Origin of the sequence: Agrobacterium larrymoorei (genome assembly GCF_013322225.1) — a bacterium.
Lineage (GTDB): Bacteria > Pseudomonadota > Alphaproteobacteria > Rhizobiales > Rhizobiaceae > Agrobacterium > Agrobacterium larrymoorei_A.
Map to the genome: position 1 here is coordinate 170,802 of NZ_JAAMFB010000017.1, position 18,944 is coordinate 189,745.

General features: G+C 57.6%; 17 protein-coding genes, 1 other RNA gene and 1 pseudogene. 7 read left to right on the top strand and 12 right to left on the bottom strand.

Annotated features, from left to right (window positions below):
- Positions 1-50: 50 nt before the first annotated feature.
- Both ruvA and ruvC read right to left on the bottom strand, forming a co-directional pair.
- Positions 51-668 carry a Holliday junction branch migration protein RuvA gene (ruvA, locus tag G6L28_RS11325; protein ID WP_174063876.1) on the bottom strand — a complete coding sequence of 206 codons (618 nt, stop codon included), beginning with the start codon at positions 666-668 and terminating at the stop codon, positions 51-53.
- A 21-nt stretch (positions 669-689) separates the two neighbouring features.
- A complete protein-coding gene (gene ruvC, locus G6L28_RS11330; protein ID WP_174063877.1) occupies positions 690-1,202 on the bottom strand; it encodes a crossover junction endodeoxyribonuclease RuvC in 513 nt (170 codons plus the stop codon).
- 208 nt (positions 1,203-1,410) lie between these two features.
- On the opposite strand from ruvC, the gene G6L28_RS11335 reads away from it, so the two are divergent.
- The gene (locus G6L28_RS11335) at positions 1,411-2,412 is read left to right on the top strand and encodes an LLM class flavin-dependent oxidoreductase (protein WP_174063878.1); all 1,002 of its coding nucleotides are present in this window, start codon (positions 1,411-1,413) and stop codon (positions 2,410-2,412) included.
- 103 nt (positions 2,413-2,515) lie between these two features.
- Here the strand turns inward: G6L28_RS11335 and G6L28_RS11340 are convergent, their stop codons facing one another.
- Positions 2,516-3,262 (bottom strand): YebC/PmpR family DNA-binding transcriptional regulator, encoded by a 747-nt coding sequence (locus G6L28_RS11340; RefSeq protein WP_174063898.1) that lies wholly within the window; start codon positions 3,260-3,262, stop codon positions 2,516-2,518.
- 237 nt (positions 3,263-3,499) lie between these two features.
- Here G6L28_RS11340 and G6L28_RS11345 point away from each other — a divergent pair, with 237 nt between their 5' ends.
- On the top strand, positions 3,500-4,003 hold the full coding sequence (locus G6L28_RS11345) for a pyridoxamine 5'-phosphate oxidase family protein (RefSeq protein ID WP_174063879.1): 504 nt from the start codon (positions 3,500-3,502) through the stop codon (positions 4,001-4,003).
- A gap of 24 nt (positions 4,004-4,027) precedes the next feature.
- Here the strand turns inward: G6L28_RS11345 and G6L28_RS11350 are convergent, their stop codons facing one another.
- The 7 genes from G6L28_RS11350 to G6L28_RS11380 form a co-directional block, all read right to left on the bottom strand.
- Complete coding sequence (locus tag G6L28_RS11350) at positions 4,028-4,867, bottom strand: MBL fold metallo-hydrolase (RefSeq protein WP_174063880.1); 840 nt, start codon at positions 4,865-4,867, stop codon at positions 4,028-4,030.
- 190 nt (positions 4,868-5,057) lie between these two features.
- Entirely contained in the window at positions 5,058-5,882 is an 825-nt protein-coding gene (locus G6L28_RS11355) for a TIGR00282 family metallophosphoesterase (RefSeq protein ID WP_174063881.1), read from the bottom strand.
- Positions 5,883-6,473, bottom strand: coding sequence for a 5-formyltetrahydrofolate cyclo-ligase (locus G6L28_RS11360; RefSeq protein ID WP_174063882.1), 591 nt, complete (start codon positions 6,471-6,473; stop codon positions 5,883-5,885). It lies immediately after the preceding gene.
- Positions 6,473-7,735, bottom strand: coding sequence for a CNNM domain-containing protein (locus G6L28_RS11365; protein WP_174063899.1), 1,263 nt, complete (start codon positions 7,733-7,735; stop codon positions 6,473-6,475). Before G6L28_RS11365 ends, G6L28_RS11360 begins: the two co-directional genes overlap by 1 nt.
- A 212-nt stretch (positions 7,736-7,947) precedes the next feature.
- A non-coding RNA gene (gene ssrS / locus G6L28_RS11370) (6S RNA) lies at positions 7,948-8,106 on the bottom strand.
- A gap of 68 nt (positions 8,107-8,174) precedes the next feature.
- Positions 8,175-8,552, bottom strand: coding sequence for a cell division protein ZapA (locus tag G6L28_RS11375; protein ID WP_174063883.1), 378 nt, complete (start codon positions 8,550-8,552; stop codon positions 8,175-8,177).
- A gap of 12 nt (positions 8,553-8,564) precedes the next feature.
- A complete protein-coding gene (locus tag G6L28_RS11380; RefSeq protein ID WP_174063884.1) occupies positions 8,565-8,837 on the bottom strand; it encodes a DUF4164 domain-containing protein in 273 nt (90 codons plus the stop codon).
- 362 nt (positions 8,838-9,199) lie between these two features.
- Here G6L28_RS11380 and tkt point away from each other — a divergent pair, with 362 nt between their 5' ends.
- From tkt to G6L28_RS11395, 3 genes are all read left to right on the top strand, one after another.
- On the top strand, positions 9,200-11,182 hold the full coding sequence (gene tkt / locus G6L28_RS11385; protein WP_174063885.1) for a transketolase: 1,983 nt from the start codon (positions 9,200-9,202) through the stop codon (positions 11,180-11,182).
- Positions 11,183-11,329: 147 nt separating this feature from the next.
- A complete protein-coding gene (gene gap / locus G6L28_RS11390; RefSeq protein WP_174063886.1) occupies positions 11,330-12,340 on the top strand; it encodes a type I glyceraldehyde-3-phosphate dehydrogenase in 1,011 nt (336 codons plus the stop codon).
- Positions 12,341-12,652: 312 nt separating this feature from the next.
- On the top strand, positions 12,653-13,813 hold the full coding sequence (locus G6L28_RS11395; protein WP_174063887.1) for an MFS transporter: 1,161 nt from the start codon (positions 12,653-12,655) through the stop codon (positions 13,811-13,813).
- Here the strand turns inward: G6L28_RS11395 and G6L28_RS11400 are convergent.
- Positions 13,729-14,838, bottom strand: coding sequence for an AraC family transcriptional regulator (locus G6L28_RS11400; protein ID WP_174063888.1), 1,110 nt, complete (start codon positions 14,836-14,838; stop codon positions 13,729-13,731). The genes G6L28_RS11395 and G6L28_RS11400 overlap by 85 nt on opposite strands.
- Positions 14,839-15,100: 262 nt before the next feature.
- On the opposite strand from G6L28_RS11400, the gene G6L28_RS11405 reads away from it, so the two are divergent.
- Together G6L28_RS11405 and G6L28_RS11410 are read left to right on the top strand one after the other, a co-directional pair.
- Positions 15,101-17,368, top strand: a complete 2,268-nt coding sequence (locus G6L28_RS11405; protein ID WP_174063889.1) for an autotransporter domain-containing protein — start codon at positions 15,101-15,103, stop codon at positions 17,366-17,368.
- A gap of 204 nt (positions 17,369-17,572) precedes the next feature.
- Positions 17,573-18,775 carry a phosphoglycerate kinase gene (locus G6L28_RS11410; RefSeq protein ID WP_174063890.1) on the top strand — a complete coding sequence of 401 codons (1,203 nt, stop codon included), beginning with the start codon at positions 17,573-17,575 and terminating at the stop codon, positions 18,773-18,775.
- Between the two features lie 46 nt (positions 18,776-18,821).
- Here the strand turns inward: G6L28_RS11410 and G6L28_RS23205 are convergent.
- A pseudogene (locus G6L28_RS23205) lies at positions 18,822-18,944 on the bottom strand (IS110 family transposase); the annotation flags it as partial.

Consider the following 18,944-nt stretch of genomic DNA (forward strand, 5'->3'; position numbering starts at 1 on the left):
AAAGTTCCATTTCAAAATTCCAGGCAGTCTTACCTAGCATGGACCACCCGTTAGCGTGAAAGCTCTTTTAGACCCAGCCGAATAAGCTTCGCACTATCACCGCCCTCACCGCCATTCTTCAGCGCAGCGGCCACGGCGTTCGCCGCCTGATCACGAGAATACCCAAGGTTGGTGAGCGCCGAAACAGCGTCGGCAACGGGTGCGGACGCTGCCCCTTCTCCTATTTCCTGTTTCAAGCCGATGGAGGCAGTCGCTTCTCCCGCAAAGGCAGGCGCCTTGTTGCGCAGTTCGGTGACAATACGGATCGCTACCTTCGGCCCCACGCCCGGCGCGCGGGAAACGACTACCTTGTCCTGAAGGGCGATGGCATTGGCAAGTTCGGATGGGGACAGGGTGGACAACACGGCCAGCGCCACTTTCGAACCGACACCCTGCACGCTTTGCAGAAGGTTGAACCATTCCCGCTCAAGGGCACTCGTGAAACCGAAGAGCTTCAACTGATCTTCGCGCACATAGGTTTCGATGAAGAGAACCACGGCCTCGCCCGCCGAACCAAGCCGTGAAAGCGTGCGGGCGGAACAGTGGGCGACATAACAGACGCCATGGACGTCGACCAGAACATGGTCGTCGCCAATCTCTTCGATAGTGCCTTTTAGCTTGCCGATCATCGTCAGTTCCGTCTTCGTAAATTAGCTGGCGGCCAGTATCCGCCGCATCCGGTCGCTGCTGCGGTTATGGGCGTGGCAAATGGCAATGGCGAGCGCATCGGCCGCATCATTGCCCTTGAATTCTGCTTTCGGCATAAGGATTTTCAGCATCATATGGATCTGCTGCTTTTCCCCGTGTCCAACGCCGATCACCGCCTTCTTGACGGCGTTCGGCGCATATTCGGAAACCTGTAATCCTGCCCGCGCCGGCACCAGCATCGCGATGCCGCGCGCCTGCCCGAGCTTGAGGGTCGCGACCGCGTCCTTGTTGACGAAAGTCTGTTCCACCGCTGCCTCGTCGGGCTGGTAGGAATGAACGATTTCGGCCAAGCCATCATGCAACTGGCAAAGGCGCGAAGCCAGATCCATGTCGCCATCCGAGGTTACGGTCCCAGACGCCACGAAACGCAGGCTGTTACCAAGCGTTTCGATGACGCCCCAGCCGGTTCGCCTCAGCCCCGGATCGATACCAATAATTCGAATCGCCTTTTGCATGCGTCACCCTATCTCGACCCTCCGAAACCTGCCAGCGATATGTGAACAAAACGACAACATTTGACCATTTCCGTAATAGAGGCACTTCGAACGGCACTGTCGGCTCAGTTTTTCTGAACCATCGTTCAATTCCATGCGACCACTCTGGCATATCCCGCATCGCACACTACATCGGAGTTAAGTAGACTTTTCCCGACAGGAGTGCCGGATGATCCCTTTTTCAATTCTCGACCTTTCCCCCATCGGTGAAGGCGAAAATACCGGCCATGCCCTTGAAAATTCTCGGCGGATGGCAATCAAAGCTGAAGAGCAGGGCTATAAGCGCATCTGGCTGGCCGAACATCACGGCATGCCGGGCATCGCCAGCGCCGCAACGTCCATCGTCATCGCCCATGTGGGCGCGGCCACGTCACGCATACGCGTCGGTTCGGGCGGCGTCATGCTGCCCAACCATTCCCCGTTGGTGATTGCAGAACAGTTCGGCACGCTTGCCGCGCTGCTGCCGGGTCGTGTCGATCTGGGGTTGGGCCGCGCGCCGGGTACCGATATGCGCACAGCCCGCGCCCTGCGCCGCAATCTGGACGCCGGAGCTGAGAACTTTCCGCACGATATCGTAGAGCTGCAGCGTTATCTCGGCGCACCTGAACCGGATCAAGCCATTCTTTCCGTTCCCGGCATCAATTCAAACGTGCCGATCTGGTTGCTGGGATCGAGCATTTACAGCGCGCACCTGGCCGCCGCTCTCGGCTTGCCCTACTCCTTCGCCTCGCACTTTGCCCCGGACATGCTGATGGACGCGATTGCTATTTATCGGGAACGCTTTCAACCATCGCAAACATTGGCCGAACCCTATGTCATGGTCGGCGTGATGGGTGTGGGTGCCGATACGGATGCGGAAGCGCAATATCTGTTCACGTCCGCGCAGCAGCAATTCGTCAATCTGCGCAAGAATATCCGCACGCAGTTCCCAAGACCTGTCGAAAGCATGGATGACTACTGGAACGAGATGGAACGCTTTACCGTAGATCACACCCTGCGCTACGCCGCTGTCGGCTCGCATGAGACCATCGACCGCAAGCTTTCGGAGTTTCTGTCTGACACTGGGGCGGATGAGCTGATTATCTCTATGCCAGTCCACGATATTGAAAAACGTCTTCGTTCGGTGGAGGTGTTTGCCGAGGTGCGAAGCGGGTTGAAGAAGGCGGCTTGAAGTCGAATGCATAAAAGCAGAAAGCCCGGAGCGGATCCGGGCTTTTGTATTCATGGCCTTTTCTCATCATGCCACTCTTAGGCAGGCATGACTGATTGCCAGATCAAGCAGAAAGCTTGGCCAGAACTTCTTCCGAAACTTCGAAGTTGGAATAAACGTTCTGCACGTCGTCATCGTCTTCGAGGTTGTCGATGAGCTTCATCAGCGACTGCGCCTTGTCTTCATCGACCGGCACCGTGTTCTGCGGTTTCCAGATCGACTTGACGCTATCGGCTTCGCCAAGCACGCCTTCCAGCGCCTTGGAGACTTCGTTCATCGCTTCGAAACCACAGATGATCGTGTGGCCGTCTTCGCTGCTTTCAACGTCGTCGGCACCGGCTTCGATCGCAGCTTCCATGACCTTGTCGGCGTCGCCGACCTCAGCCTTGTAGGCGATCTCGCCGACACGATCGAAAGAGAAGGAAACCGAGCCGGTTTCGCCAAGCGCCCCACCAGCTTTGGTGAAGATGGAGCGAACGTTGGACGCCGTGCGGTTGCGGTTGTCCGTCAGTGCTTCCACGATAACCGCCGTGCCACCAGGGCCGTAGCCCTCATAGCGGACGTAATCGTAGTTTTCCGCATCTGCGCCGGACGCCTTCTTGATGGCGCGGTCGATGTTGTCTTTCGGCATCGACTGCGCCTTGGCGTTCTGCACTGCCAGACGAAGCGCTGCGTTCATTGTCGGGTCCGGCAGACCGGATTTTGCAGCAACGGTAATTTCACGCGCCAGCTTGGAAAACATCTTCGAACGAATCGAATCCTGTTTGCCTTTGCGATGCATGATGTTCTTGAACTGTGAATGACCAGCCATGGCACCCTTGATCGGATCGTTTGTTGGGATTGAGGGCCTTATAAGTGCGATGGCGCGGCTGTTCAAGCCCGTTGCGGCACAGAGCGCGTGCCAGCGCGCCATGAAAGCCCATCCACGCCCATTTTCTCATGCCATATCAAGGAACTGAAACTGTCTCCCATCGTTGTGAACAGGGACAAGCAAGACCCACACGGTGACGTCTTGCGCGAAAAACGAAAACCGCAAGGAGATGGTTTAATGGTCAGCCTGAGTGAAGCACGTGAAGCCCCTGCCCGCCAGCTTTGGGATGAAATCAATTCCGTTCACGCAGGCATGCTGGGGCTGGAAGGCCTCCACAGCCATATGCAGCCCATGGCTCCCCACGCAGATCCGAAGACCAATACAATCTGGTTTTTCACCAAGAAGGATGCCGAGATCGTTCAGACCCTGAAATCCGGTTCACGCGCCCATTTCTGCGTCATCGGAAAACAGCATGACTATCACGCCTGCCTCTCCGGCAAGTTGGAGGTGCGCGACGACAAGACGAAGGTGGACGAATACTGGAATTCCGTCACCGCCGCATGGTACGAACATGGCAAGAGCGATCCGCAACTGACGATGCTGGCACTTCACGTCGACGACGCGGAAATCTGGGCCTCCACCGACAGCACGCTGAAATTCGGATGGGAAATCGCCAAGGCAAACATCTCGGACGAGAAAATGCCCGATGTTGGCGTGCGCCAACATCTTACTTTTGCTTGACCAACACCAGCCACGCGCCGCAGGTTACATCCCTCGGGGGACGAGGATCTGCGGCTGGCGTGGAAGGCTTTTCATGGAAACCCGGATGACTGGATCGCTGGCATAAGCGATCTTGAACTGCGTTCCGAAGGTCGCAAGGAACTGTTCCAAAGCACTCGGCTGGTGCATGGGCAGGATAAGGGCTGATCGCAGTCGCTTCACGATGCGGCTCATGCTGTCTGACCCCATGGTCAGACCCCCGTCCACAGGCACCATCAAGACATCCAGACGCCCGATCTCCGCATATTGCGTTTCGGTAAGCTCATAATGCAGATGTCCGAGATGACCGATGCAGAGGCCAGCCACCTCGAAGATGAAGATCGAGTTGCCGTTCTCGCGCAACATTCCGCCTCCTCCCCAGCGATTTCGGATGTCGGACGTCACATTGCGGATATAGACGTCCCCCACCTGCATCTTGTACTCGGCTTTTTCACCGGGAACGTCGCTCCAGCCTTGCAGGACCTGCTTGATAGCAGGATCTGGATGGCTGGTATAATGCGTGGAGTGTGCATTGTTCATCGTAACCACGGTGGGCGTAACCGGTGGGCGATAGACACCATTGTAGTCGGTAGCGATGATCACGGCACCCGGAGATTCGATCGTGTAGGTAGAGTGACCGATATATTGAATTTTCACCTCTTCCCTGGCATTGACCTGAGCCAGTTGCACATCGGAAGATTTGAAGCTGGCGAAAGTGACGCCCGGCACCGATTGCGCGATGGCCTGACACTGGCTGACCGGGGGTCGGCTGGACGGCTCTTGCGCACGGGCAGAAACCACCCCGAAAAGAACCGCGGACAATGCGAGCATGAGCATGCGATGCATTACACCACTCCCTGATGAGGTGAATGGTCAGCAGGATGCGGCAATGATGGGATATCGTCCAGACGCAAGCGGGGTTAAGCGCTCACATTCTCGTCATTGATTGACGAAGCGCCATAAGCGGACGGTCAGGCACGGAATTCCCAGCACCTCATTCCTGTCCTCGTGATAGGAATGAGGAGACAAGAGCAAATCAAGCCCAAAACGCTGGAATTGTTTCGGCCAGTCTCGGCCCGATCCGCAGAGGCGCAATCTTTTCCGCAAGTCCGGTGCTGTCGGAAATCTCTACGCCGACACCGCAAATCGTTGCGGGACCGCTTGCGGCTTCGAAACGGCCCTTCGGCATCTTGGAAATGAACCGGTTGATCGGCTCCTCTTTTTCCATGCCCAGTGACGAATCGTAGTCGCCGCACATGCCTGCGTCGGACATATAGGCCGTTCCGGCGTTCAGGATCTGCGCATCTGCTGTCGGCACATGGGTATGCGTGCCAACCACGAAACTTGCGCGGCCATCGACGAAGTGGCCGAAGCACTGCTTTTCGCTGGTTGCCTCTGCGTGGAAGTCGAAGATGATGGCATCCGCCTGTTCACCGAGCGGACATGCCGCAAGGATGCTTTCGGCTGAACTGAACGGATCGTCCAGTTCCGGGTGCATGAACACGCGGCCCATGACATTGGCGACCAGAACCCGTGCGCCATTGCGCGCATAAAAAAGGCCCGAGCCCTTGCCAGGCGTTCCCTTGGGATAGTTCGCAGGCCGCAAAAACTGGTCATGACGTTCGCAGAAGGACACGGCTTCCTTCTGGTCCCAGACATGATTGCCCGTCGTCACGACATCGGCACCGGCGTTGATGGTTTCCAGATAAATTTCCTCGGTGATGCCGAAGCCGCCTGCCGCGTTCTCGCCGTTGACGATCACGAAATCCAGCTTGAGATCGGAGATCAACCCCGGAAGACGCTCCCACACTGCCGTGCGGCCCGTCTTGCCAACCATATCCCCGAGAAAAAGAAGTCTCATTTATTCAGATCCGCCGTTGAAGTGTCGCATACCGCTCTCAGTCAGAACGGCATCCAGCGCAATATCATGCGCTTCGGCGGGCACTGATGGCACTTCCTGACAGTCGAAGGCAATGCCGATAAGGGTCGGATTCAGTCCTTTTGCATGAAGTTTTGCAATCGCCCGGTCATAATGGCCTGCACCGTAACCGATCCTGTGGCCTCTTGCGTCAAATGCAGAAAGCGGAACCAGAAGAATTTCGGGCTCCAGCACTGCTGCCCCCTCACCCGGGCCGGTCGTGCCGAAGCCGGTTTTGACCAGCTCCGCGCCTTCCAGAAATTCGCGAAAAACGATAGTCTCGCGATCAAGGGTGACCGGCAGGCAAATACTGATACCGCGCCGATGCAGTTCCCCCATCAAGGGGCGCAGATCGACTTCGGAGCGGATCGGCATGAAGCTCGACACGATCTTTCCGCGAAACTTCGCCAGAGCCTCCACGCCTTTGGCAGCGATGCTAAGGCTTTTTAGCTGACGCTCTTCAACGGAAAGAGCGTCCCGCAAGGCGAGACGCTCCACACGAATCTGCGCTTTATCAAGAGGCGCTTCGCTCATCAGGCAGCCCGGCTGACCAGAACCTTGTCGATGCGATGTCCGTCAAGGTCGATCACCTCGAAACGCCAGCCGTTGCGGGTGATATGTTCGCCAAGTTCCGGCAGACGGCGGAACTCGTCCAGCACAAGACCGGCAACCGTTTCGAACTCCGCGTCCTCATCGATCTGGAAGCCCATGCGATCGGCAAATTCATCGGCGGCCATCCAGCCGGCGACAAGGAAACTGCCGTCCTCACGCTCCACCATTGCAGGCTCTTCGCCGTCGTCTTCCTGGAACGCGCCAGTGATGGCCTCCAGAATATCGCCGGAGCTGATAATGCCTTCGAAGTGGCCGTACTCGTCATAAACGAGGACCATGTGAACGGTCGAACGACGCAACGACTGGATGACATCGGTGGCGCTGGTCAGGTCGGAAACGACCGGGACTTCGCGCAGCAACTCGCGAATATTCAGCTCCTTGCCCGACGCAAGCGCGTCGAAGGCATCCTTGGCAAACAGCACACCGAGAATTTCATCGGAAGCACCATTGCGCACCGGCAGACGCGAACGCTGGGTGCCGCGCAGCTGTTCGCGAATTTCTTCTGCGGTGTCTTCTATATCGACCACTTCCACATCGCGGCGCGGTGTCATCAGACCACGCGCATTGCGGTCGGCCAGTCGCATGACGCCGGTGATCATCGCCGATTCCTCGGTCTCGATCACGCCCGCGCTGTGCGCTTCGGCCAAAACCGTGCGTATTTCATCGTCGGTGACGGACGCGTTGGATTCACCGCTATGGCCGAGGATCGCAAGAACGATCTTGCCCGACTTGTCGAGCAACCACACGACGGGCGCGCCGATCTTCGACAGCAGCATCATTGCCGGAGAAACGCGGGCCGCAACCTTTTCCGGGTCGCGCAACGCAATCTGCTTCGGCACCAGTTCGCCGACGATCAGCGAAAGGTATGTGATGGCAACGACCACGGTACCGACGCCGATGGCGTCCGCCGCACGATCCGGCACGCCCTGTTCCAGCAGCCATGACGTGAAACGCGCACCGAGCGTCGCACCCGAGAATGCACCGGACAGCACGCCCACAAGCGTAATGCCGATCTGCACGGTGGATAGAAAACGTCCGGGATTTTCGGAAAGTGTAAGGGCTATTGTGGCGCCCTTGCTGCCTTGTGCGGCAAGTACCTTTAGCCTCGCCGGTCTCGAGGAAACAACGGCAAGCTCAGACATGGCAAGCACACCGTTCAATACGGTGAGCAGAACCACGATCATAATTTCAGTAAACAAGTTTAGCTCTTTTTGGGCTGTTGAACGGCACGTCACGGATGCAATCGCACTCGCCTTAATTGAGGCGCGACGGACATACCAACACGAATAATAGGGAATTGTTCCGCCAATGCAATGACTGCGGAGGCAAAAAGATAAGGGCTTGAATTTATAGTGATGGCAACAAAGTCAAAGAAATCGGCGCTGAAAAACCGAAAGTGCGTTCCACGACGACCGATGGAGATTTACGATCCTGGGTGCCTACAAAAGTAGGTGGGCACCGTGTGTCCAGCCCCACGGGACTGGCCAGGGACAGCTCCCTTTGGATCGAGTATGGCCCCAGGGATTGTGGTTCCTGTCGGGAAGCGCAGAACGCACTCTCTATATATGACGGATCTCGCCGTTTCGAAAGGGGGGAGCGCGCTATATTCTTTGAAAGCCGTTTTTAGTGAGCCGCGGGCTTTGGCCTTGCCGTCAGCTTCTCGGAAATTCCGTTCAGCCGCGCTGAAAGATCGGAGATGGCGTTGACGATCAACTCGTCGGATTTCGCCTTGCTTTCCGCCATCCCGTCCCGGTTCTGCTGGAGGCTGGCGACCTGCTTTTCCAGGCTTTCGATCTTGCGGTTAAGCTCGGAAAGCTCATCGGTGATCATGATCCCCGCCATGACGGTGATGCGCAAGTCGCCGATTTCACCGAACTGGCTTTTGAGATGCCCGACATAGCGGTCGAAGCGGCTGGCGAGTTCGGTCAGGTGGTCTTCCTGCCCCGCCTCACAGGCCATACGGTACGCCTTGCCATCGATCATCACCGTGACTTGAGCCATCTCTTTATCCTTTTAACGGTCGAGCACTGCGCGAATGGTTTCCATCGCGGTCACGAGACGACGCGAAACCTCGCGGTTGACCTCTTCGAGGCGATTGGCGCGAAACTGCGATTCATCCAGCTCCTGTGCCAGCCGCGCGCGGTCCACATGGACGCGCTTCACCTCGTTTTCGACCTCACCGTTTTCCCGCTGGCGCTCAAGACGCATGTCGAGCGCGTTTTCCAGGCTGGTGATGGCGGAGCCTAGCTCCGACAGCGCGGTTTGTATGGTTTTATCCGCCGTCATCGTTTCTTCCAAAGCGCAAGAGCCAAGCCGAATCGCAGCTGCTTGATCTCAATCAGGGCGCTTACACGATATTACCCGTTTCACGCCCACGTCAATCAAACCAATACATTCAAGCACTTTGCGCTGTGGATGAAGGCTTTGCACCAACAATGCCATCTGGCGCCCTGCCCGATTGTGGCCACAGCTCGGCGTAATGATCGAAACGAACGCAGGTCTTAGCGTGCGAAACGATTTTTGTTTGCTATCGAACCGCAATGCGGGCCGGATTTATTGACTCGCACGTCCTACCTGCTATGGATCAACCCGCTTTTTGGATAGTTACGTAGACTATCTCTTAATCACCCGGAACAGACGGAAAAGCCATGATTTCTCGCGACAAACACGACCGGATGGCCAATGCAATCCGATTTCTTGCCATGGATGCTGTGGAGAAGGCCAACTCCGGCCACCCAGGCCTGCCGATGGGCGCTGCGGATGTCGCAACGGTTCTCTTCACCCGCTTCCTGAAGTTCGATCCGAAGGCCCCGCTTTGGCCGGACCGCGATCGCTTCGTGCTTTCTGCCGGTCACGGCTCCATGCTGCTTTATTCGCTCCTCTACCTGACCGGTTACGAGGACATGACGATCGATGAGATCAAGCGCTTCCGCCAGCTTGGCTCCAAGACCGCCGGCCACCCGGAATATGGTCACGCCACCGGCATCGAAACCACCACCGGCCCTCTGGGTCAGGGCATTGGCAATGCTGTCGGCATGGCAATCGCCGAGCGCAAGCTGGAAGAAGAGTTCGGCTCGGACCTGCAGAGCCACTTCACCTATGTCCTGTGCGGCGACGGGTGCCTGATGGAAGGCATCAGCCACGAAGCGATTGCGCTGGCCGGTCACCTCAAGCTCAACAAGCTGGTGCTGTTCTGGGACGACAACAACATCACCATCGATGGCGAGGTCGGCCTTTCCGACTCGACGGACCAGATCGCCCGCTTCAAGGCCGTGAACTGGAACACCATCAAGGTCGATGGCCATGACCCGGAAGCAATCGCCGCTGCCATCGAGGAAGCACACAAGTCCGACCGCCCGACCTTCATCGCCTGCAAGACGGTGATCGGTTTCGGCGCGCCGAACAAGCAGGGTACGCACAAGGTCCACGGCAACCCGCTGGGCGCGGAAGAAATTGCCGCCACCCGCAAGCACCTGAACTGGGAAGCCGAAGCTTTCGTCGTGCCGCAGGATGTTCTGGACGCATGGCGTCTGGCAGGTCTGCGCTCCACCAAGACGCGTCAGGATTGGGAAGCCCGCCTCGAAGCGACCGAGAGTGAGAAAAAGGCGGAGTTCAAGCGCCGTTTCGCCGGCGACCTGCCCGGCAACTTCGACAGCGCCATCGACGCCTTCAAGAAGAAGGTTGCCGCCAACAATCCAACGGTTGCCACCCGCAAGGCATCCGAGGACACGCTGGAAGTCGTCAACGGCATTCTGGCGGAAACCATCGGCGGCTCAGCCGACCTGACGCCTTCGAACAACACCAAGACCAGCCAGATGAAGTCGATCACGCCATCGGACTTCTCCGGCCGTTACCTGCATTACGGTATCCGTGAACACGGCATGGCAGCAGCGATGAACGGTATTGCGCTGCATGGCGGCCTCATTCCGTATGCTGGCGGCTTCCTGATCTTCTCGGATTACTGCCGTCCGTCCATTCGCCTTGCGGCCCTCATGGGCATCCGGGTCGTACATGTTCTGACGCATGATTCGATCGGCGTTGGCGAAGATGGTCCGACGCACCAGCCGGTGGAGCAAGTTGCGGCTCTGCGCGCCATTCCGAACCTCCTGGTCTTCCGCCCTGCGGATGAAACGGAAACGGCTGAAGCCTGGCAATTCGCGCTCCACGAAAAGCACCGTCCTTCGGCGCTGGCGCTGACCCGCCAGAACCTTGCCCCTGCGCGCAAGGAATATGAGGAAAAGAACCTCGTTGCCTATGGTGCGTACGAACTGGTTTCGGCAAGCGACGCCAAGGTTTCGATCTTCGCTTCCGGCTCGGAAGTGGAAATCGCACTGAAGGCTGCTGCGACCCTGAAGGACAAGGGCGTCACCGCCCGCGTCGTTTCCGTCCCCTGCTTTGAGCTTTTCAAGGAGCAGCCGGAAGCCTATCGCAAGGCCATCATCGGCAACTCGCCGGTCAAGGTCGCCGTCGAAGCCGCAGTCCGTCAGGGCTGGGATTACTTCATCGGCAATGACGGTGCGTTCGTCGGCATGAATTCCTTCGGCGCATCCGCACCGGCAAAGGATCTTTTCCAGCATTTCGGCATCACGGCAGAAGCCGTCGTGGCCGCAGCCGAAGCAAAACTGGGCTAAGCCGGAAGGCGCTGGCCAGCGTTGCCATCGGGCATCGACCAAAGCGCCTCGAACATAATCAAGAGCGGCGGAAGCATTTCGCTTGCCGCCGCTCCGGTGGTCTCACCATTCCATACGAAATCAAAATTATTGATCGGGAGTATGTACATGACTGTAAAAGTTGCCATCAACGGCTTTGGCCGCATCGGCCGCAACGTCCTTCGCGCCATCGTGGAATCCGGCCGCACCGACATTGAAGTCGTTGCCATCAACGACCTCGGCCCGGTTGAAACCAATGCGCATCTGCTGCGCTACGATTCGATCCACGGCAAGTTCCCGGCAGAGGTGAAGGTCGATGGCGACACCATTACCGTTGGCGGCGGCAAGCCGATCAAGGTAACTGCCGTTCGTGACCCGGCAACCCTGCCGCACGGCGAACTCGGCGTCGATATCGCCCTGGAATGCACCGGCATCTTCACAGCGCGCGACAAGGCTGCCGCCCATCTGACGGCTGGCGCAAAGCGCGTCATCGTTTCGGCTCCTGCCGACAACGCTGACCTGACGGTCGTCTTCGGCGTCAACGACGATCAGTTGACGAAGGATCACCTCGTCATTTCCAACGCATCCTGCACCACCAACTGCCTGGTGCCGGTCGTCAAGGTTCTGGATGATCTCGTCGGCATCGATCATGGCTTCATGACCACGATCCACTCCTACACGGGCGACCAGCCGACGCTGGACACCATGCACAAGGATTTGTACCGCGCGCGCGCCGCAGCCCTGTCCATGATCCCGACCTCCACCGGCGCGGCAAAGGCTGTCGGCCTCGTTCTGCCGCACCTCAAGGGCAAGCTGGACGGCACCTCCATCCGCGTTCCGACGCCGAACGTCTCCGTCGTCGACTTCAAGTTCGTCGCCAAGCGCGCAACATCGGTCGCTGAAATCAACGACGCCATCAAGGCAGCCTCCAACGGCAAGCTGAAGGGCATCCTCGGCTATACAGACGAGCCGCTGGTTTCCCGCGACTTCAACCACGACAGCCACTCCTCGATCTTCGCCACCGACCAGACCAAGGTCATGGAAGGCAACTTCGTACGCGTGCTTTCCTGGTACGACAACGAATGGGGCTTCTCCAACCGCATGTCGGATACGGCAGTGGCTTTCGCCAAGACCATCTGATCAGCGGTCAGATACCGAATCGAGAAGCCCGGCTGGAGAAATCCAGTCGGGCTTTCGTCGGAAAGGATGTCATTCCGCACCGACTATGACGCATGTCGCAGACAAGACTCCAGGCGTCCGTTTATTGCCAGGAACGCGCACTGCTATTGATATTTCCGATGGAAGCTGTTTCCATCCATCCTTTGAATTACGCATGAAATCGAGACCTTAAGTCTCCGCCCGATCCTCATTCTAATCTGCATTTCGCCCAATCAGTTTAGCGCCCCTCCATTCGGCAACCTGCCCGATAGAGAAGTCCATCAGGAAATCATGTTGCAAAATCAGATTAGATTGCTGCTTCCGGTATTGATAACGGCAGGGATCGTGATCGGTGCGCATGGGCTTCAGCTGACATTCGTCGCGGTGCGCGCCGCCCATGCAGGGTTTCCGGTAACGACGATCGGCGTCATGAGCGCTGTCTACAGTCTGGGGTTCGGGGTTGGCTGTCTCAGCATTACCCGGCTGTTTTCGGCTTTGTCCCATCGTCAGACATTTGCGATACTGGCTCTCTACGGGTCTGCCGTTACCGCATCGATGACCTTGACGGTCAAACCGGAGGCCTGGATCGTCCTGAGGTTTCTGTCGGGGTTCACCTATGCAGGCCTGCTCGCCATCATCGAGAGCAGCATCAATGCCAACATCACCAACTCTCACAGAGCGCGCGCCCTGTCCGTGCACCGGCTTGTCAATCTCGGCTCCGTGGCGCTTGCCCAGTATGTGATTCCCTCTGCCGGTGTCGATGGCCCGACGATCTTCCTGCTGATCGCGGGTGCCTTGATTATATCGCTGCTGCCCTTTTCATTGGTTAGAGTTTCTCGCCCTGCCGGGGTGGTAAACATGCGCTCCAGCGTGCTGAAGGCTTGGCGCATCAGCCCCGTTGCCGTCCTGGGCACCATCACGACGGGTCTTACCGTCACCACTTTCCGATCGACGGGACCGGTCTACGCCCATTCGGCAGGAATGGCGCCTGCCGATATTGCGACCTTCATGAGCGCGGGCATTCTCGGCGGCTTGATCCTGCTCTATCCGCTGAGCCTCTTTTCAGATCGCTCGAACCGCATTCTTGTCGTTATCCTCACGATGCTGGGAGCGGTCGCAACGGAAGCATGCATTGCCGTCTTTGCCGGCACCAGCCAGCTCGGCAATCTCGCCGGGATAGTCGCCTTCGGTGCCTTCAGTTTCCCTCTCTATGCGCTCAGCGCCGCGCACGGAAACGATCGCGCTGCTGCACAGGCAGATTATCTCACGCTCGCTGCGGCTCTGCTGTTCTTCACGTCCATTGGAGGCACTCTAGGGCCATTGATCGTATCATCCATGATGGAACGATACGGCTACGCAAGCTTCCTCTATTACATGATGGCGGTGCACGCAGCGATGGGCACATATGCCCTGTTTGCACTGAATAATCGCGACAGGACGGACCCGGCGCCGTAACCCCTCGCGCCGGAATCCGCGGAAGGGCTGGCCACATCAGGCAGGGTGAGTGCTCTGATCCAGCTATCGAAATCGCCGGACCCGCCCCTGTCGTGTTCGAAATGACCGGAACTGACTTGCCGCCGATATTGGCCAGGCGACATTCCGAAAAATTCGGAAAAGGTGCGGATAGCGTGGCTCTCGCTCGCGAAGCCGACCTGAAGGCAAAGCGTGCCTACGCTGAAGCGTCCAGTTTCGGTACGTGCCAGCAACTGGCGTAACCTGGCGGCTCTGGTCTTCTGCACGTATCTGGAAATGCCACCCACCGGCTTGAACAGATCATAGAGACGCGTGCGGGACAGATTGGCGTTTTTCGCGATCCATTCGGGCGAAAGCTCGCGGTTGGCGATGTTCGCGTTGACAAGGAGTTTGACGCGCTCCATGGCTTCACCGGCATCTCTTGGTCGGGATCGCTCACCGGATTCCAGCGCCAGTGCAAGTGCCTGCCGGAACATCTGCGTCACTCTTCCAGCGACCGCCTTGTCATCCTGCATTTTATTGCGCACCAGCGACGACATCAGATCGGCGAGAAGGGATGCGCTTGCTCCATTGAGAACCGTACCGTGCAGATCGCCAATGTCCCGGTCCATCGCGTCGATCATCTCTGGCGCCACAGAAAACGTTAGATAATGACAGTCGAGAAGCCGTGTCCGCTGTGGCTTGGTCATATCGAACAGTACGATCTCTCCCGCACCCACGGAGGCCACCGTTTCCGGGGTGTCGACCAGCAGTTGCCCGGATAGATTGAGCTGCAAGGTGAAGTGCTGAAAGCCATCGACACTTGCGCGCCGCACAGAACGCTCATGCGTGACATCATTCAGGTGCCGGTCGAACATCACCAGCTTCCCCAGCCTCCAGGCTTCGACACGCGCATGAAAACGTGTTCCCGACATCTCGACATCTGAGCCTCCAGCGTAAAGGGCGCGGTAAGCGTCGAAACGCTGGTCTGGATGAAATGCGGAACTGTCAAAATTGAAGGAAGCCATTATTAACCATGTCTAAAACACGTATTCTTGAAACTACCCTATTTTCTATGCTTATTTTATCAGTATAAAATATGACATAAAAGTCACATTTGGACTTTATACTTATTTGAACCTGTAAAAAATGGGGGATGGGACGGCCAGACAATTAATACGGACGCTCAGGCATATTCGAAAAATTAGCGCCCTGATACCTGTCCAGCATACTTAATATCCGCGGTGTGTCGAAACGGGACTAAACGCGGTGATCAGGGGCTGAACAAGCATGACACAGGCGTTAAACACTCACCGTTCCTATAATTCAAAGCACACGAGAAGACTGTTCAATACGACGTCTCTCCTTGTGCTGGCTCTTGCCTCTTCCTTTTTCGCGGTTGCTGCCGAACCCGTGCCTGTTGAGCAGAACGGTGCAAGCGCTGAGTTCGACCCCGTCATAATTGCGAACTCCGGCGAACTGAATTTTGTAGGCCTCAGCCGCGATGGCTCCACATTGCTCATCAACACCTATGATAATGATAACAACAGGTCGGTGCCTTACGCCTGGCGCGCTTCCGGAGAGGTGGGTCCCGTTGCGACCGGTAACGTCACAGCACACTCTATCAACGCGGATGGTTCCGTCTATGTCGGCGAGAGCAACATCCCTGGCATTGGATCCCATGCAGTACGCGTAACGAGCGATGGCACCCAAGACCTTGGAACGCTTGGGGGTCAGTACTCCCTTGCATCTGGCGTCAGCGACGATGGAAACGCCGTAACCGGCTACGCCTATACGACAGGTAACAGTCAAGTACATGCTTTTTACTGGACCCAATCCACGAATGCTCTTCAGGACATTGGCACCCTGGGCGGAAACTACTCGTATGCCTCTGCCATCAGCGGCGATGGAACGACAGTCATAGGTCAGTCAAGTACAGCTATTGGAGGCTCACGCGCATTCCGCTGGCAGGTCGGTGGTCAAATAACGAACCTGGGAATACTTAATGGCGATGACGCCTCCTCAGCATCTGCGGTGAGTCAGAACGGCGGCGTCGTCGCTGGTTTGTCCTCTGACTACTCCACCGAAACATCCCGGGTGTTTCGCTGGACGGAAGCCGGTGGCATGAAAGACATCGGCACGCTCGACATAGGTCAGCAGAACGATACCAGGTATACCGGCTTTGGTGCTCTAAGCCGTGACGGAAATACGATCGTGGGTACCGTTTCAGTTTATCCAGGCAACGGCGATATCAATTACGAGCGGGCCTATCGCTGGCATGTCGGTAATGGCGGCGTTACTGGTTCCATGCAGGAACTTGGAACTCTCGGTGGACACTACAACAGCGCTCTTGCCGTGAGTGCCGACGGCAGTGTTGTCGTAGGACAGGCGAGCACCGCAAGCGCTAGCGACGAAGTTCCTGAAAGATCCCATGGCTTTCGCTGGACGGCGGCGACCGATACCATCACCGTCGATCAATGGTTGAGAAACAGTGGCGTGACATTGGCAACGGATGTCACGGAAAGCGCCTTGGCGGTATCCGGTGACGGCAATGTGGTTGTCGGCAACACCTATGATGGCAATCTCTACTATGCCCGCGGCAACTCCGCCGACAACGGCGCCGGTATCATTACGCCCGAACAGTTCGTTCCAACCATCCAGAGCGCGGCCGTCACGCCCAGCAACACCCAGCTGAGCTACGCCAATACCGCGATGTTCGGTGCCGAAGGCAGCCCCATGCGCAACCTTCTGAACGCGGGCCAGCGTTCGGCATGGGGCACTGTCGATAGCGGCTACGACAAGAGCAATGCTGCCGATGGCGGCTTTGGGCTGGGCGAATTCGGCCTGGGGTATGGCTTTGCCGATGGCTTAACAGGTCGCCTCGCAATTGGCGGCGTCTACACAAATCAGGACCTCACCGGCGGCGGTGATTTCAACTACAAGGGCTTCTACGTATCGCCGGAAGTCTCGGCGAACGTCGTCAGCAATCTGTATGTTACGCTCGGCGGCTACTATGCCAGCGGCAAGATCGACATTCATCGCGGTTATCTCAACGGCGGCGCGATGGATTACTCGGACGGCGACACCGACACCCGCACATGGGGCGGCAAGCTGCGCTTTGACTGGCTGAATGCCGCCACCATCGCCGATACCGCCATCACTCCTTACATCGGTCTGTCGCGTGCCAACAGCAAGGTCGATGCCTATACCGAAAATGGCGGCAGCTTCCCCGTCGCCTATGACGACATGAGCGATCACGCGACGATTGCACGTCTGGGCGCTGATTACGTCCATCCGTTGACGGAGAACGTCAACCTTCTGGCCCGTACGGAAGTAGCGCATCGGTTCGAAGACAAATCGTCTTCTGCAAGCGCGCAAATCCTTGGCCTGTCCACTGTCAATCTTTCCGGCCAGGATGTGAAGCAGTGGTGGGCTCGCGGCGGCGTCGGTGCAGAATTCGCAGTCGGCGGTGGCACTGCTTCCCTGATGGTCAACGCATCGACCGAAGGCGGCGATCCACGCGTCTGGCTACGCTCAGGCTGGAAGGTAAAGTTCTGATACAAGCCATCAGGCTTGAAAATCTTTGCAAATGCGAACCCGGCGGGAGAAATCCTGTCGGGTTTCGCTCTTCTGCAAGCTGATCTCTCGGTATGACGGGCATCATAAACCCGGCCTAAATTCGTTGCTCACCGCTTGCGCGAACAAGCCATCATAGTATGGTCGCCCGCGAACCATTTTACGTAAACAAATCAGGATCGAAACATGCCCGCCTTCAAGACCCTCGATCACCTCACCGACATAGCCGGAAAGCGCGTTCTCGTTCGCGTCGATCTCAACGTACCGGTTGCCGATGGCAAGGTTACGGACAAGACCCGTATCGAACGCGTTGCGCCGACGATCCTCGAGCTTTCGGAAAAAGGCGCAAAAGTGATCCTGCTTGCGCATTTCGGACGCCCCAAGGGCGAGGCCGTGGCGGATATGTCTCTGTCGCTGATCGTGCCGGCTGTCGAAGCGGTTTTGGGCCGCCCGGTTTCATTCGCATCCAACGCCATCGGCGATCATGCGGCAGATGCCGTCGCCAAGCTGAACAATGGCGATATCCTGCTTCTGGAAAACACCCGTTTCCATAAGGGCGAGGAAAAGAACGACGCGGCCTTCATCGAAGAACTGGCCAAGAACGGCGACATTTACGTCAACGATGCCTTTTCCGCCGCTCACCGTGCCCACGCCTCCACCGAAGGTCTTGCCCGCCACCTGCCCGCCTATGCCGGTCGCACGATGCAGCAGGAACTTGAAGCGCTGGAAAAGGGTCTCGGCGCCCCTGCCCGCCCGGTCGTTGCCATCGTCGGCGGTGCCAAGGTCTCCACCAAGATCGACCTGCTCTCCAACCTCGTGAAAAAGGTCGACGCGCTGGTGATCGGCGGTGGAATGGCCAACACCTTCCTCGCCGCACGCGGCACCAATGTCGGTAAGTCGCTTTGCGAGCATGACCTTGCAGAAACCGCAAAGCAGATCATGATCGAGGCCGCGACCGCCGGCTGCGCCATCGTTCTGCCGGAAGACGGCGTCGTCGCACGCGAGTTCAAGGCAAATGCCGAGAACGAAGTTGTCGATATCAACGCCATTCCAGAAGACTCCATGGTGCTGGATGTCGGCCCGAAATCCGTTGAAGCCATCAAGGGCTGGATTTCCCGCGCCGAGACACTCGTCTGGAACGGCCCTCTCGGCGCCTTCGAAATCGAACCCTTCGACAGGGCAACCGTCGCCGCTGCCCAGCACGCCGCCGAATGCACCAGGTCCGGCAAACTCGTCTCCGTCGCAGGCGGTGGCGATACGGTTGCCGCGCTGAACCACGCTGGCGTCTCGGAAGACTTCACCTACATCTCCACCGCTGGCGGCGCATTCCTGGAATGGATGGAAGGAAAGGTCCTGCCTGGCGTCGCTATTTTGAGCGAGCAGAAGTAAGCGTCGACATGCCTATAGCACGGGCATCACTGGACGCTCGACGTCATCAACTCTGTTGAGCTAAATCCTCTCTGAGCCTTGCGTTGATGGTTATGATGATTTTGCGCATGGTTGCTGCGATTGCGACGATGGGTGGTTTTCCGTTTTCGATGAGGCGTTTGTAGAAAGG